Origin of the sequence: Fulvimonas yonginensis (assembly GCF_037137055.1) — a bacterium.
Lineage (GTDB): Bacteria > Pseudomonadota > Gammaproteobacteria > Xanthomonadales > Rhodanobacteraceae > Frateuria_A > Frateuria_A yonginensis.
On record NZ_JBBBNY010000009.1, the window covers coordinates 26,709 to 40,669 of the forward strand.

The following is a 13,961-nucleotide window of genomic DNA, read 5'->3' on the forward strand; positions in this document are numbered from 1 at the left end:
GTCAGCGCCCGCACGCTGTGGCTCGGTTATCATCCGGCGCTTCGCCAGCGCGCTCGCGCGGCCAACGACGGAGTCGTCATGACGGTTCACCAAAGCGTGCTGGAGTTGATCGGGCGCACCCCGATGGTGAAGGCCCAGCGCCTCGACACGGGCGTGTGCGAGCTGTTTCTCAAGCTGGAGAGCGCCAATCCCGGCGGCTCGATAAAGGATCGCATCGGCCTGTCGATGATCGAGGGGGCCGAGCGCGCCGGCAAGATCAAGCCGGGCGCGACGCTGGTCGAGGGCACTGCCGGCAACACCGGCCTCGGGCTCGCCCTGGTCGCGCAGCAGAAGGGCTACCGCCTGATCCTGGTGGTGCCGGACAAGATGAGCCGCGAGAAGATCTTCAACCTCAAGGCGATGGGCGCCGAGGTCGTGCTCACGCGCTCGGACGTCGCCAAGGGTCATCCGGAGTACTACCAGGACATGGCCGAACGGATCGCCCGCGAGACGCCCGGCGCCTACTTCATCAACCAGTTCGGCAATCCGGACAATCCGGCCGCGCACATCGCCACCACCGGCCCGGAGATCCTCGAGCAGATGGACGGGCGCGTGGACGCGGTGGTGGTCGGCTGCGGCTCCTCCGGCACCATGACCGGCCTCTCGCAGTACTTCGCCGAGCACTCGCCGGGTACCGAGATCGTGCTGGCCGATCCGGTCGGTTCGATCCTCGCCCAGTACATCAACGAGGGCACGCTCTCGGACAAGTCGGCCAGCTGGATGGTCGAGGGTATCGGCGAGGATTTCCTGCCGGTGATCAGCGACTTCTCCCGCGTGAAGAAGGCGTATGCGATTTCCGACAAGGAGAGCTTCCTCACCGCGCGCGAGCTGCTGGCGAAGGAAGGCATCCTCGGCGGTTCCTCCACCGGCACGCTGGTCGCCGCCGCGCTGAAGTACTGCCGCGAGCAGGCCGCGCCCCGACGCGTGGTCACGCTGGTCTGCGACACCGGCAACAAGTACCTGTCCAAGATGTACAACGACTACTGGATGCTCGACAACGGCTTCATCGAGCGCGAGCAGCGCGGTGACCTGCGCGACCTGCTGCTGCGTCCGTTCGCCCAGCGCGACACCGTGGTGGTGGGCCCGAACGAACTTCTGATGACCGCCTACACCCGCATGAAGCTGTACGACGTCTCGCAGCTGCCGGTGATGGACGGGCAGAAACTGGTCGGTATCCTGGACGAGTCCGACGTGCTGATGCACGTGCACGCCGACGAGTCCCGCTTCCGCGATCCCGTCTCCACGGCGATGATCACCTCGCTGCAGAAGCTGGACGTGCATTCGCCGATCCAGGCGCTGCTGCCGGTGTTCGACCGCGGGCACGTGGCGATCGTGGTGGACGGCGAGCAGTTCCTCGGCCTGATCACCCGCATCGACCTGTTGAACTACCTGCGCCGCCGCGTGCACTAAGGGATCCGCGACGCGGATTTCGCGCCACCGTAACTAGACTCGAACAGGTCCCCAAGGAAGCCCGCCCCATGTGTGGAATCGTTGCCGCCACCGCCCAGCGCGACGTCGCGCCGCTGCTGATCGCCGGCCTCAAGGCACTCGAATACCGCGGCTACGATTCGGCCGGACTGGCCGTGCTCGACGGCGGCGACATCCGCCGCGTGCGAGCCAAGGGCAAGGTGCGCGAGATGGAGGCCCTGTACCTGGCCGACCCGTTGTGCGGCGGCACCGGCATCGCGCACACGCGCTGGGCCACCCACGGCGTGCCCAACGAGGCCAACGCGCATCCGCACATGGTCGGCCGCGTGGCGCTGGTGCACAACGGCATCATCGAGAACTACGCCAGCCTGCGGGCGGAGCTTTCGGCGCGCGGCCACGTGTTCACCTCCGAGACCGACACCGAAGTGATGGCGGCGCTGATCGAGGAGCGCATCGCCGGCGGCATGACCTTGTGCCAGGCGGTGCTCGCCACGGTGCGTGCCTTGGAGGGCGCCTACGCGATCGCGGTGATCAGCCGCGACGAGCCCGGGCACGTGGTGGGCGCCCGCCGCGGCGCGCCGCTGCTGGTGGGCCTGGGCATCGGCGAGAACTTCCTCGGCTCGGATGCGCAGGCGCTGATCCAGGTCACCAATCGCATGGTCTACCTGGACGAGGACGACGTGGTGGAGATCACCCGCGACAGCGTGCAGGTCTACGGCCTGGACGGCACACCGGTGGAGCGCGCGGTACACCAGAGCGAGCTTTCCGCCGACGCGGTCGAGCGTGGCGAATACCGCCACTACATGCAGAAGGAGATCCACGAGCAGCCGCGCGCGGTGAACGACACGCTGGAAGCGCGCATCGGTCCGCGCGGCGTGCTGCCGAACATCTTCGGCGTGGGCGGCGACGAGCTGCTGGCGAAGGTGAAGGGCGTGCACATCGTCGCCTGCGGCACCAGCTACCACGCCGGCCTGGTCGCCCGGTACTGGATCGAGGAGCACGCGGGGCTGCCGGTCAACGTCGAGGTGGCCAGCGAGTACCGCTATCGCGACGCGGTGGTGCCGGAGGACACGCTGTTCGTGGCGATTTCGCAATCCGGCGAGACGGCCGACACGCTGGCCGCGATGCGCGAGTCGCGCCGGCGCGGCTACCTCGCCACGCTGGCGATCTGCAACGTGCCCGAGTCCTCGGTGGTGCGCGAGGCCGACCTCAGGCTGATGACCCGCGCCGGCCCCGAGATCGGCGTGGCCTCGACCAAGGCATTCACCACCCAGCTCGCCGCGCTGGCCCTGCTGTGCCTGAAGCTCGCCGAGCAGCGCGGACTGGACGGGGCGCGCTACGCCGAGCTGTGCGCGCAGCTTGCGCACCTGCCGCGCGCGATCGAGGATGCGCTGAAGCTCGAGCCGCAGATCGTCGAGCTGGCGGCGCTGTTCGTGCCGCTGGAACATGCCCTGTTCCTCGGCCGCGGTGCGCAGTTCCCGGTCGCCCTCGAGGGCTCGCTCAAGCTCAAGGAAATCTCCTACATCCACGCCGAGGCGTATCCGGCGGGCGAACTCAAGCACGGGCCGCTGGCGCTGGTCGACGAGGCGATGCCGGTGGTCGCGGTGGCCCCCAGCGGCCCGCTGCTGGACAAGCTCAAGTCCAACCTGCAGGAGGTGCGTGCCCGCGGCGGCCGGCTGATCGTCTTCGCCGACGGCAACGCCTCGATGGAAGCGGGCGAAGGCAACGGCATCACGCTGCGCATCGACGGCGGCGGCGACCTCATCGCGCCGGCGGTGTTCACCGTGCCGCTGCAGCTGCTCGCCTACCACGTCGCCGTGCTGCGCGGCACCGACGTGGACCAGCCGCGCAATCTTGCGAAGTCGGTGACGGTCGAGTAGAGGCGCCCGCGCTTCGCGGCCAGCGGTGGCTGGCCGCCGCCCGTGGGGTGGCGGCTACATCGGGCCGTGCTCGACCTGCCGCTCGCGCTGCATCAGCGTCCATTCGGCGTGCTCGGTGAGTGCGGCGTGGCCGAGTGCGCGCAGGATGGCGCGCTGCTCGGCGGGGTCGGTCGTGCGGTCGAGGGCCGTGCGCGCCGCGCTGAAGATCCGTTCCATGAAGCGGTACTGCTTGAGCAGCACCTTGTCCGCCTTGCGGTAGGCGTAGGCCTCGCGCACAGCGGCGATGATGGAGAGGATGCCCATCACCGCCACCAGCGTGGCTTTGGCCGCGTCGTCCAGGCGCAGGGCGAACACCGCCAGCAGCACGCTGATCGACACGCCGCCCCATAGGCTGACCGCGCCGATCGCCTCGGTGATGCGATGCAGGCCGGCGCATTCGACGCTCTTGCGTTCGTAGTAGTGCAACTGGCCCGAACGGCCGGGCCGGCCGACCCATTCGTCGATCACCGCCGCCAGCGCAGTGGCATCGGCGCGCGGCGCGCCGCTCGGCGGGAGGCCGGCCGCACGCATCACGTTGCGGATCCAGCCCAGTTCGACGTTCTGCCGCTGCAGGAAGTCGTCGTGCGCGAAGGTGTGGTCGCGGGTCAGCGAGATGCCTGCGCGCCGCCAGTAGGACTGGATGCGCAGGCCCTCGGCGAGCGCGCGGTAGTCCAGGTACTTGCGATGCCAGCCGCGGCGCTTGGCGACGACGGTGACGCCCATGCCCAGCGCGAACAGCAGCAGGAACAGGTAGATCAGCCCGTTCTGCGCGTGGAAGTGGGCGTAGCAGGTGAAGGCGATGCCCATCAGCGCCGCAAGGGTGTAGATCGTGCGCATGGCCAGCAGTACCCGACGCTGGAAGTGCACCGCCAGCCAATCGGCCTCGCGGAAGGTGCATTCGATGCCCATGCGAGAGGCCGTGGGCGTGCAGGTGCCGGCCGGCGCGGGTCCGGTGCCGATGGCGGCGGCATGACGCAGGCATTCGTCGTTGAACTCGGCCATGCGTTCGAACATCTGCCGAAAGGCGGCCGGCATGCGCGGCTCGGGTGCGTCGGCGGCGGCGTGGCACCAATGGGCCTCGACCGGCGGGCGCCGCTCCGGTGGCACGTCGGCGCGCGCGCAGCGGACGTGGAAGAGCAGTCGCTCGTCGCCCCCGAGCAGGTGGCGCGGGCCGTGTTCCGGGCGGGGCGGGCCAGGCAGCACGCCGGTGAGGTGGTAGCGGACGATCTGCGCGGTGCCGCCCAGGCGCGTGGAGGCCTGGCCGTCCCAGATCGCGACGAGGATGTGGCAGTGGCTGGCGATGAAGGCGCCGGCTTGCGCGTACTGCCGGTCCCGCGCGGTGCCGGGGCTGCTGACGTCGCGGCGGGAGTGGCCGCAGAGCGTGGGCAGCGCGATCACTTGCGCCTGTTCGCACAGCGCCTCGAAGGCGAGGCGCGCGTCGGCGTCGGTGAAGTCCTCCACGTACAGGGCGCGGGCCAGCGGCAACGGTGCGATCAGCCTAGCGCCGAGGCGCAACCCTTCTTCGGCCACCAGCTGGTCGCCGCCTTCGGCCAGCGCAGAGAGCACTACCAGTTCCAGCGACGGAAAGCTCCGGCGCAAGGCCTCCATGAAGCTGCGGACGCACTGGCGGATGGCCGGCACGTCGGCGGAGGGGAGGTCGCGGTGGCTGGTCACGCCGATCACCAGGGGCGTCATGGAGGCTCCAGGCATCAACCCGATGTGCCGCGGCGGCCACGTGGCCACCGCGGCGTACGCGCCTGCTAGGTGTTCAGTTGCTTCACCTCGTTGTTCTTCAGCGACGGGTTGCTGGAGGTGCTGGGCGAAAGCAGCGTATCAGTGGAAGCAAGCGTGTCGGTCTGGCTCAGCGGCTCGAGGTCCGGCTTGGCCGCCGGCTTGGAGGGTTGCGTGGCGTCTGTGGGATTGAGGGGCTTGGACATGGGAGCCTCCGCGAGGCGGGGCGGCCGGTGCGGCCGCTGCATGCGTTTACGTCGCAGGCCGTTACGGTGCGGTGACGTATCGGTCGTTTTGGCCACAGGCGTGCATCCGTGCCGGGGCGGCAGAAGCCGCCGTGACCGGATCGGACCGTCCCTGGGCGGTCAGCGGGCTTCCGCCCATGCACCTTCCCCGAGCACGCTGTGCAGCCTTTGTTCGAACGCCGGGTTGGGCGGATAGGGGATGCGCGCCGCCTTGAGCCGCCGCACCAGCGACGGTTCGCGGTAGCCGGCCTGCCACAACTGCTGCACCGAGGGGCGTGTGTCGGCCGCGCGCCCGAGTGCCAGCAGCGTCTCGATCCGCAGCGCGAGCAGGCGCACGTCTCCGGTGGCGCCATGTGTGTCGTCCAGCCGTTGCAGGACGTCGCGCCGCAACCGGCCGGCCACGGTCTCCGGTTGCAGGTCGGCGAACTGCAGGGTGGCGCGGGCGTAGGACAGCAGCAGGCCGCGCTCGTCCGGCTGGTCGCCCAGCAGGGAGGCGAGCGCGGATGCGGCCGCCTGCGCATCCGCCCGCGCGGCTCCGGCGTGGCCGTCCGCCTGCAGCAGGGTCGCCCGCTCGGTGCGCGCCTCGGCGAGATCCTGGCGCCAGCCGGTGTGAGCCGGATCCTGCCGTGTCAGCCCCTCGAGCACGACCACTGCCCGGGTCAGCAGCGTTCCCGCGGCCGCGGGCTGCCCCTGCAGGCGGCGCAGCCGGCCGAGCTGGGTCGAATACAGCCCCACCTTTTCCTTGAAATGGCTTTGCGAGGGATCGAAGCGGTGCAAGGCCTCGACGGTGGCCAGCGCATTCGTCAGCGCCCGGTCGGCCTGCTCCTCGGCTCCGGCCAGCAGCAAGGTGCGCCCGAGGATGGCGCGGACGCGGGCGGTGTTCTCGCGCTGGTCGTTGTCGTCCGGGTGGGCGTCGTTCAGCCGGGTCTCGATCGCATCGTCCGCGGCGTATTCGCGGATGGCCGACAACAGGTCGCCGTGCATGAGCGCCAGCTTGCCGAGGTTGTTGTGCGCCTCGCCGAGGTGCTCGAGCCATTCGGCCTTGGGCGAGCCCAACCCTGTCAGCGTACGGCAGCGGGCGAGCATGCGCCGGTAGTGCACGGCGGCAGCATCCAGGCGACCGCGCGCCTCCAGCACGTGGCCGATGTCGTTGTCGAGCGAGCTCAGCTCGAACAGCACCTCGGGATCGTCGTGGGCCGGCGCCCCCATGTGTTCCAGCGTGGCCTGGGCCGCGCCGAAGAACCGCTCCGCCGCATCGAGGCGGCCGCGGTACCATTCGGCCATGCCGGCGAATGCCTGTATCCGGGCGTAGGCGATCTGCCGCGCGCGGTCGTGCGGGGCTGCCTGCGCCAGTCGGCGGGCCAGCGGCATGGCCGCCTGGAAGGCACGCATCGCCGGGGCCAGGCGGCCCTGGTCGAGCCGCACGCTGCCGATCTTTTCCAGGGCTTTGACGCGCTGCTCCAGCGCATCGTCGGTCACGTCGGTCGAAGGCAGCGCGCGGAAGTAGGCGATCGCCTTGTCGTCGACCGCCTCCATGACGTCCAGCCGCTGCACCTGGGCGAGCTTGTCGTTGAGGTCGCCGAGCATGAAGCCGATCAGGTCCTCGGCCTGCTTCTGGCGGCGCTCGGCGGCGCGCCGCGCGAGCGTCGCATCGATCGCCAGCAGGCCGGTGACCAGCGTGACCAGCAGGGCGAGGGCGGCTATGGCGGTCAGCCGGCGGTTGCGCCGTTGCAGCTCGCGCCGGCGCAGCTGGTCGTACTCCACGTCGAGCAGGCCGGCGATCAGCTTGAGCCTGGCGTCGTGCTTGCCGTCCTTGCCGGGACGCACGTCCGCGGCGAGCGGCTCGACGTCGCTCGCGCCGGGCCGCTCGTCGTCGGGCGCCGGCTCACCAAGGGCCGCGGGCAGGCACTCCTGCGATGGCTCGCCGGCATGGGGCTCACCGGCCACGATCAGGCAGAAGATGCGCCCGTCCCGTCCCAGCCGCCGGAAGGTGCGCACCTCCTCGTTCACCCAGCGCGAGCGGGCGGAGGCGGGCGAGCAGATCACGATCAGGTTGGCCGCACGTTGCAGCGCCTGGTTGACCTTGCCGCCGAGGTCCGCCGAGCTGGCCAGTTCGTCGCGATCGCGGAAGACCGGCGCCAGCCGCCGCGGGACCTGGCCTGCCGCCGTTTGCCGCCCGACCAGGCGCGACGGGACGCGGTACGCCTCCAGGCCCCGGTGCAGCCATTCCGCCCACGCCTTGTCGTGGTGGCTGTAGCTGATGAAGGCGCGATAGTGGAACGCCTCCGCATGGGGTGCCTGGTTCATGGGTCACGACCCTGGCTCGAGCCGCGCGGCCCCCTGCGCGTCGGCAGGAGGCGGAACCTAGCACGGGGTGCGTGACGCCGGTCTGATATGGAGCCGCGGCCAGCCCTCAGGCGCGGCCGTAGGCGTCATCGAAGCGGACGATGTCGTCTTCCCCCAGATAGCTGCCCGATTGCACCTCGATCAGCTCGAGCGGCACCTTTCCGGGGTTGCGCAGGCGGTGCACGCTGCCCAGCGGGATGTAGGTGCTCTGGTTCTCGCCGAGCAGGAACACCTTGTCGTCGCAGGTCACCTCGGCGGTGCCCGACACGACGATCCAGTGCTCGGCGCGGTGGTGGTGCTTCTGCAGGCTGAGGGCCGCGCCGGGCTTGACCACGATGCGCTTGACCTGGAAGCGCTCGGCAGCTTCCAGCGAGTCGTAGCTGCCCCAGGGCCGGTGCACCACGCGGTGCAGCGAGTGTTCGGTGCGGCCGGAGCGCTTGAGCTCGTCGACGATCTTCTTCACCTGCTGCGCGGCATCGCGATGGGCCACCAGGGTGGCATCGGGCGTGCTCACCACCACCAGGTCGTCCACGCCCACGGCGGCGATCAGATGTCGGTCATGCGAGCGCAGCAGGCAGTTGTGGCTGTCGAAGGCCAGCGTGTCGCCTTCGCGCAGGTTGCCGTCGGCGTCGCGCTCGCCGGCCAACCACAGCGCGGACCAGGAGCCGATGTCGCTCCAGCCGCAGGACAGCGGAACCACGGCGGCGCGGCGGGTCTTTTCCATCACGGCGTAGTCGATGGAATCCTCCGGCACGCGGGCGAAGGCGTCTGCGTCGACGCGCACGAAGTCCAGGTCGCGCCGTGCCGCTGCATGTGCCTCGCGCACGGCGGCGAGCATCGCGGGCGCGTGCGCCTGCAGCTCCTCCAGATAGCGTGCTGCGCGGAACAGGAACATGCCGGAGTTCCAGTCGTAGCCACCGTCCGCCAGGTAGCTCTCGGCCGTAGCCAGGTCGGGTTTTTCGACGAAGCGGCCGACGCGGAAGGCGTTGCCTTCCAGCGGTTCGGCGCGGCGGATGTAGCCGAAGCCGGTTTCCGGGCGATCCGGCCGGATGCCGAAGGTAACCAGCCAGCCCGCGCGGGCGAGGGGCAGCGCCGTGCGGACGGCCTCCACGAACGGTCCGCTTTCGCCCACCAGATGATCGGCCGGCAGCACCAGCAGGGTGGCGTCGGGGTCGTGCTCCAGCGCGGCCAGAGCGCCCAGCGCGATCGCCGGCGCAGTGTTGCGCGCGAGCGGTTCGAGCACGATGGTGGCGTCCTCGAAGCCGGCCTCGCGCAGCTGTTCGGCGGCCAGGAAGCGGTGGTCGTCGGCCGCCACCACGATGGGTGGGGCAAGATCGGGCAGCTCGCGGGTACGTACCAGGGTCTGCTGGAACAGCGTGCCCTGGCCGGTCAGGGCGAGGAACTGCTTGGGCAGGTTGCTGCGTGAAACCGGCCACAGCCGGGTACCGCTGCCGCCGCTGAGGACGAGGGGAATCAACATGTCCGGTTCCTTGGCCTCGGCTACGAGGCCGCTGATCAACCTGCGAGCCGGTCCATGACCTCGCGCAGGCCGTCCCGCCAATCGGGCAGACGAACGCCAACATGCCGTTCGAGGGCGGCGTTGTCCAGCACCGACCAGGCCGGCCGCCGGGCCGGCGTGGGGTAGTCGGCCGTGGCGATGGGCACGACGCGCGGCAGGCGGGGGATCAGATGCCGCGCGTAGGCTTCGTCGAAGATGGCACTGGCGAAGCCGTGCCAGCTGGTGTGGCCGCTGGCGACCAGATGGTGCGTGCCGCGCAGTTCGTCGCGTGAGCCGGGATCGGCCAGCCAGCGGTCCAATGCCGACAGGCTGGCGCGCACGATCAGCGCCGTCGAGGTCGGCGCGCCCTGCTGGTCGGCCACCACGCGCAGCTCGTCGCGCTCGGCGCCCAGGCGCAGCATGGTGCGCAGGAAGTTGTGGCCGTGCGGTGCGTAGACCCAGGCGGTGCGCAGGATCAGGTGATCGGCGCCGCTCGCGCGCAGCGCCACTTCGCCGGCCAGCTTGCTGCGACCGTAGGCGCCGAGCGGCCCGGTGGGCGCGTCGACGGCGTACGGCGTGCTCGCCATGCCGTCGAACACGTAATCGGTGGAGTAGTGGATCACCAGCGCACCGTGCCGGCGTGCCCAGGTACCCAGCTCGCCCACGGCCTCGCCGTTGATGCGCATGGCGAGGGCCTCTTCCTGTTCCGCGCGGTCGACGGCGGTATAGGCGGCGGTGTTGACGATCACGTCCGGCGAGACGCGGTCGAGCAAGGCATCCAGGCCCGGCTCGGCGAGATCGGCGGTTTCCGCCCGCTCGCCGTTCCACAGCGTGCCATCACGCGTGGCCGCAACCAGCTCGCCGCGCGCCGCGAGGCCCTCGTCTTCCGCGAAGCTGCGACCCAACTGGCCGTTTGCGCCGAGCAGCAGGATCTTCATGGCGTATAGCTGGGCAGGCGCTCGGCCTGCACGTCCTTGAGGAATGGCGCGCGGGCGTCCTTGTCCGACAGCAGCGGCGCGCTGAGCGGCCAGTCGATGCCGATCTCGGCGTCGTCCCAGCGGATCCCGGCGTCGGCTTCGCGGTCATACAGGGCGGTGCACTGGTAGGCGAAGGTCGCGAACTCCGACAGTACGCAGAAGCCGTGGGCGAAACCCTCGGGAATCCAGAAGTGGCGGTGGTTGTCGGCCGTGAGCATCACGCCCGCCCAGCGCCCGAAGGTCGGCGAGCCGCGGCGGATGTCCACCGCCACGTCGTAGACCTCGCCTTCCAGCACGCTGACCAGCTTGCCTTGCGGGTTCGGCCACTGGTAGTGGAGCCCGCGCAGCACGCCGCGCGCCGAACGCGACACATTCGACTGTACGAAGCGCCGGTCGATGCCGGCCTCGCGGTACTTGGCCTCGTTGTAGCTCTCGTAGAAGAAGCCGCGGGCATCGCCGAACACCTGCGGCTCGATCACCACGGCTCCCGGCAGCGCGGTCTGCGTGACCTTCATCGCACGGCACCCTGGTGGATCAGGTTCTTGAGATACTGGCCGTAGCCGGTCTTGGCCAGCGGTTCGGCCAGGCGCAGCAACTGCTCGCCGTCGATCCAGCCCTGCAGGAAGGCGATTTCCTCGGGGCAGCACACCTTCAGGCCCTGGCGGTGTTCGATGGTCTGGATGAAGTTGCCGGCCTCCATCAGTGATTCGTGCGTGCCGGTATCGAGCCAGGCGTAGCCGCGACCCAGCTGCTCCAGATGCAGCTCCCCCTCGGTGAGGTAGCAGCGGTTGAGGTCGGTGATCTCCAGCTCGCCGCGCGCCGAGGGCTTCAGCGAGGCGGCGAAGTCGCAGGCGCGCTCGTCGTAGAAGTACAGGCCGGTGACGGCGTAGTTCGACTTGGGCTCGGCCGGCTTCTCCTCGAGCCCGACCACGCGCCCGTCCGCATCGAACTCGGCCACGCCGTAGCGTTCGGGATCGCGCACCCAGTAGCCGAACACGGTCGCCCCGCGCTGGCGGCCGGTGGCGCGCTGCAGGCGCTCGGTCAGGCCCACGCCGTAGAAGATGTTGTCACCCAGCACCAGGCAGCTCGGCGCGCCGGCCAGGAACTCGCGACCGATCAGGAACGCCTGCGCCAGGCCGTCCGGCGAGGGCTGGACGGCGTAGCGGATGTCCATGCCCCACTGCGAGCCGTCGCCGAGCAGCCGCTGGAACAGCGCCTGCTCGTGCGGCGTGTTGATCACCAGCACTTCGCGGATGCCGGCGAGCATCAGCATGGACAGCGGGTAGTAGATCATCGGCTTGTCGTACACCGGCAGCAGCTGCTTGCTGATGCCCTGGGTGATCGGATACAGCCGCGTGCCGGAGCCACCGGCCAGGATGATGCCCTTGCGTGCGCTCATGTGCGTCGTCTCCCTACGATCCCAGGCGTTCCATCCGGTAGCTGCCGTCCAGTACCCGCTGTACCCAGAGCTGGTGCGCGAGATACCAGTCGACCGTCTGCGCGATGCCGCTCTCGAAGGTCTGCGTGGGCGACCAGCCGAGTTCGCGCTGCAGCTTGGACGAATCGATGGCGTAGCGCCGGTCGTGCCCAGGGCGATCCTTGACGAAGGTGATCAGCGATTCGCGCGGACGGCCGTCGGGCAGCGGGCGGCGCGCGTCCAGCAGGGCGCAGATGGCCTTCACCACGGTGATGTTCTCGCGCTCGGCGTTGCCGCCGACGTTGTAGGTCTCGCCCACGCGACCGGCTTCCAGCACGCGCCGGATGGCGCTGCAGTGGTCACCCACGAACAGCCAGTCGCGCACGTTCCTGCCGTCGCCGTAGACCGGCAGCGGTTCGCCGGCCAGGGCCTTCTGGATGGTCAGCGGGATCAGCTTCTCGGGGAACTGGAAAGGGCCGTAGTTGTTCGAGCAGTTGGTGGTGAGCGTGGGCAGGCCGTAGGTATGGTGGAACGCGCGCACCAGGTGGTCGGAGGCCGCCTTGGAGGCGGAATAGGGCGAGTTGGGCGCGTACGGCGTGGCCTCGGTGAACTTGCCCTCCGGGCCGAGCGAGCCGTAGACCTCGTCGGTGGACACGTGCAGGAAGCGGAAGCCCTCGCGCGCCGCTCCCTCCAGGCCGCGCCAGTAGTCGCGCGCGCATTCGAGCAGCCCGAGCGTGCCGACCACGTTGGTCTCCACGAAGGCGGCCGGGCCGTCGATCGAGCGGTCCACGTGCGACTCGGCCGCGAAGTTGACGATCGCCTGCGGCCGGTGTTCGGCGAGCAACCGGGCCACCAGGGCGCGGTCGCCGATGTCGCCCTGCACGAACAGGTGCCGTTCGTTGCCCTCCAGCGAGGCGAGGGTGTCCAGGTTGCCGGCGTAGGTCAGCTTGTCCAGGTTGACCACGCGCAGGCCGTCGGCGACCGCCTGCAGCACGAAATTGGCGCCGATGAAGCCGGCGCCGCCGGTGACGAGCAAGGTTTCCATAGTCCCATCCGTGTCTCCAAACTCCGCATTGTGCCATCGACTGCTTAGTTAAGGATCACAACTAAGAAAAAAACAGGCTTCGCGGTTAAGATGTCCCCCCCTTTTCTACCCTCCCGGCTGCGCCATCCATGAACAAGAAAAAGGCCGAATCTTTCGGACTCGGAACTCGGGCGATCCACGCCGGCCAGCATCCCGACCCGAGCACCGGCGCGATCATGACGCCGATCTACGCCACCTCGACCTACGTGCAGGAAAGCCCCGGCAAGCACAAGGGCTACGAGTATTCGCGCACGCAGAACCCGACCCGGATGGCCTACGAGCATTGCGTGGCGGACCTGGAAGGTGGTGTAGCCGGCTTTGCCTTCGCCTCCGGCCTGGCGGCCGCCGCGACGGTGCTGGATCTGCTCGACTCGGGCAGTCACGTGATCGCCATGGACGATCTCTACGGCGGCAGCTATCGCCTGTTCGAGCGGGTGCGCAGGCGGTCCGCCGGGCTGGACTTCGACTTCGTCGACCTCAACGACGCCAAGGCGCTCAAGGCCGCACTCAAGCCCAACACCCGCATGATCTGGGCCGAGACGCCGACCAATCCGATGCTCAAGCTGGTGGACCTGGCCAAGGTCGCCGCCTTCGCGAAGAAGCACGGGCTGATCCTCGTGGTGGACAACACGTTCTGTTCGCCGATGGTGCAGCGGCCGCTGGAGTTCGGCGCCGATTTGGTGCTGCATTCGGCCACCAAGTATCTCAACGGCCACTCGGACATGGTCGGCGGCGTGGTGGTCGCCGGCAGCCAGGAGCTGGCTGAACGGATGGCTTTCCTGCAGAACTCCGTCGGCGCCATCGCCGGCCCGTTCGACGCGTTCCTGGCCATGCGTGGCCTGAAGACGCTGCACCTGCGCATGCGGGCGCATTGCCGCAGCGCGCTGGAGCTTGCCCAATGGCTGGAGAAGCACCCTGCCGTCGAGCGGGTCATCTACCCGGGCCTGAAAAGCCACCCGCAGCATGCGCTGGCTCGCCGCCAGATGGACGGCTTCGGCGGCATCATCTCGATCGAGGTCAAGGGCGGCTTGCGCAATGCACGCCGCATGCTCGAGCGCTGCGAGCTCTTCGCCTTGGCCGAATCCCTTGGTGGAGTGGAGAGCCTAATAGAACACCCGGGAATCATGACCCATGCCTCTGTGCCGCCGGCGACTCGTAAGCGCCTCGGCATCAGTGAGGGTTTGGTCCGCCTCTCGGTGGGGGTCGAAGACCTAGGTGATCTGCAGGATGAACTGGCACACGCCTTGAGATGAGCCACTCAGCAAAGGTAGGAAAAT

The 13,961-nt window shown here is 69.3% G+C and carries 11 protein-coding genes; 3 read left to right on the top strand and 8 right to left on the bottom strand.

What is annotated here, in order from left to right; all coding sequences use genetic code 11:
* Positions 1-78 precede the first annotated feature (78 nt).
* Complete coding sequence (locus WAT24_RS12110) at positions 79-1,449, top strand: pyridoxal-phosphate dependent enzyme (protein WP_336808140.1); 1,371 nt, start codon at positions 79-81, stop codon at positions 1,447-1,449.
* Between the two features lie 68 nt (positions 1,450-1,517).
* Positions 1,518-3,347, top strand: coding sequence for a glutamine--fructose-6-phosphate transaminase (isomerizing) (glmS, locus tag WAT24_RS12115; protein ID WP_336808141.1), 1,830 nt, complete (start codon positions 1,518-1,520; stop codon positions 3,345-3,347).
* Positions 3,348-3,401: 54 nt separating this feature from the next.
* Here the strand turns inward: glmS and WAT24_RS12120 are convergent, their stop codons facing one another.
* The 8 genes from WAT24_RS12120 to rfbB all read right to left on the bottom strand — a co-directional run bounded on the left by WAT24_RS12120 (position 3,402) and on the right by rfbB (position 12,645).
* Positions 3,402-5,081, bottom strand: coding sequence for a hypothetical protein (locus WAT24_RS12120; RefSeq protein ID WP_336808142.1), 1,680 nt, complete (start codon positions 5,079-5,081; stop codon positions 3,402-3,404).
* 65 nt (positions 5,082-5,146) lie between these two features.
* The gene (locus WAT24_RS12125) at positions 5,147-5,323 is read right to left on the bottom strand and encodes a hypothetical protein (protein ID WP_336808143.1); all 177 of its coding nucleotides are present in this window, start codon (positions 5,321-5,323) and stop codon (positions 5,147-5,149) included.
* Between the two features lie 159 nt (positions 5,324-5,482).
* Entirely contained in the window at positions 5,483-7,669 is a 2,187-nt protein-coding gene (locus WAT24_RS12130) for a TIR domain-containing protein (protein ID WP_336808144.1), read from the bottom strand.
* 106 nt (positions 7,670-7,775) lie between these two features.
* On the bottom strand, positions 7,776-9,188 hold the full coding sequence (locus tag WAT24_RS12135; protein ID WP_336808145.1) for a mannose-1-phosphate guanylyltransferase/mannose-6-phosphate isomerase: 1,413 nt from the start codon (positions 9,186-9,188) through the stop codon (positions 7,776-7,778).
* A 35-nt stretch (positions 9,189-9,223) separates the two neighbouring features.
* Positions 9,224-10,144 carry a dTDP-4-dehydrorhamnose reductase gene (rfbD, locus tag WAT24_RS12140; RefSeq protein WP_336808146.1) on the bottom strand — a complete coding sequence of 307 codons (921 nt, stop codon included), beginning with the start codon at positions 10,142-10,144 and terminating at the stop codon, positions 9,224-9,226.
* A complete protein-coding gene (gene rfbC / locus WAT24_RS12145) occupies positions 10,141-10,698 on the bottom strand; it encodes a dTDP-4-dehydrorhamnose 3,5-epimerase (RefSeq protein ID WP_336808147.1) in 558 nt (185 codons plus the stop codon). The genes rfbD and rfbC overlap by 4 nt, the downstream gene beginning before the upstream one ends.
* Positions 10,695-11,582, bottom strand: a complete 888-nt coding sequence (gene rfbA / locus WAT24_RS12150; RefSeq protein WP_336808148.1) for a glucose-1-phosphate thymidylyltransferase RfbA — start codon at positions 11,580-11,582, stop codon at positions 10,695-10,697. Before rfbA ends, rfbC begins: the two co-directional genes overlap by 4 nt.
* Before the next feature lie 13 nt (positions 11,583-11,595).
* Positions 11,596-12,645 carry a dTDP-glucose 4,6-dehydratase gene (gene rfbB, locus WAT24_RS12155; RefSeq protein WP_336808149.1) on the bottom strand — a complete coding sequence of 350 codons (1,050 nt, stop codon included), beginning with the start codon at positions 12,643-12,645 and terminating at the stop codon, positions 11,596-11,598.
* A gap of 128 nt (positions 12,646-12,773) precedes the next feature.
* On the opposite strand from rfbB, the gene WAT24_RS12160 reads away from it, so the two are divergent.
* Positions 12,774-13,937, top strand: coding sequence for a trans-sulfuration enzyme family protein (locus WAT24_RS12160; protein ID WP_336808150.1), 1,164 nt, complete (start codon positions 12,774-12,776; stop codon positions 13,935-13,937).
* Positions 13,938-13,961: the final 24 nt, after the last annotated feature.

Excerpts from the sequence above, each read along its gene's own strand:
- WAT24_RS12110 (WP_336808140.1), top strand. The coding sequence starts at position 79 with ATGACGGTTCACCAAAGCGTGCTGGAGTTGATCGGGCGCACCCCGATG.
- glmS (WP_336808141.1), top strand. The coding sequence starts at position 1,518 with ATGTGTGGAATCGTTGCCGCCACCGCCCAGCGCGACGTCGCGCCGCTG.
- WAT24_RS12120 (WP_336808142.1), bottom strand. The coding sequence starts at position 5,081 with ATGACGCCCCTGGTGATCGGCGTGACCAGCCACCGCGACCTCCCCTCC.
- WAT24_RS12125 (WP_336808143.1), bottom strand. The coding sequence starts at position 5,323 with ATGTCCAAGCCCCTCAATCCCACAGACGCCACGCAACCCTCCAAGCCG.
- WAT24_RS12130 (WP_336808144.1), bottom strand. The coding sequence starts at position 7,669 with ATGAACCAGGCACCCCATGCGGAGGCGTTCCACTATCGCGCCTTCATC.
- WAT24_RS12135 (WP_336808145.1), bottom strand. The coding sequence starts at position 9,188 with ATGTTGATTCCCCTCGTCCTCAGCGGCGGCAGCGGTACCCGGCTGTGG.
- rfbD (WP_336808146.1), bottom strand. The coding sequence starts at position 10,144 with ATGAAGATCCTGCTGCTCGGCGCAAACGGCCAGTTGGGTCGCAGCTTC.
- rfbC (WP_336808147.1), bottom strand. The coding sequence starts at position 10,698 with ATGAAGGTCACGCAGACCGCGCTGCCGGGAGCCGTGGTGATCGAGCCG.
- rfbA (WP_336808148.1), bottom strand. The coding sequence starts at position 11,582 with ATGAGCGCACGCAAGGGCATCATCCTGGCCGGTGGCTCCGGCACGCGG.
- rfbB (WP_336808149.1), bottom strand. The coding sequence starts at position 12,645 with ATGGAAACCTTGCTCGTCACCGGCGGCGCCGGCTTCATCGGCGCCAAT.
- WAT24_RS12160 (WP_336808150.1), top strand. The coding sequence starts at position 12,774 with ATGAACAAGAAAAAGGCCGAATCTTTCGGACTCGGAACTCGGGCGATC.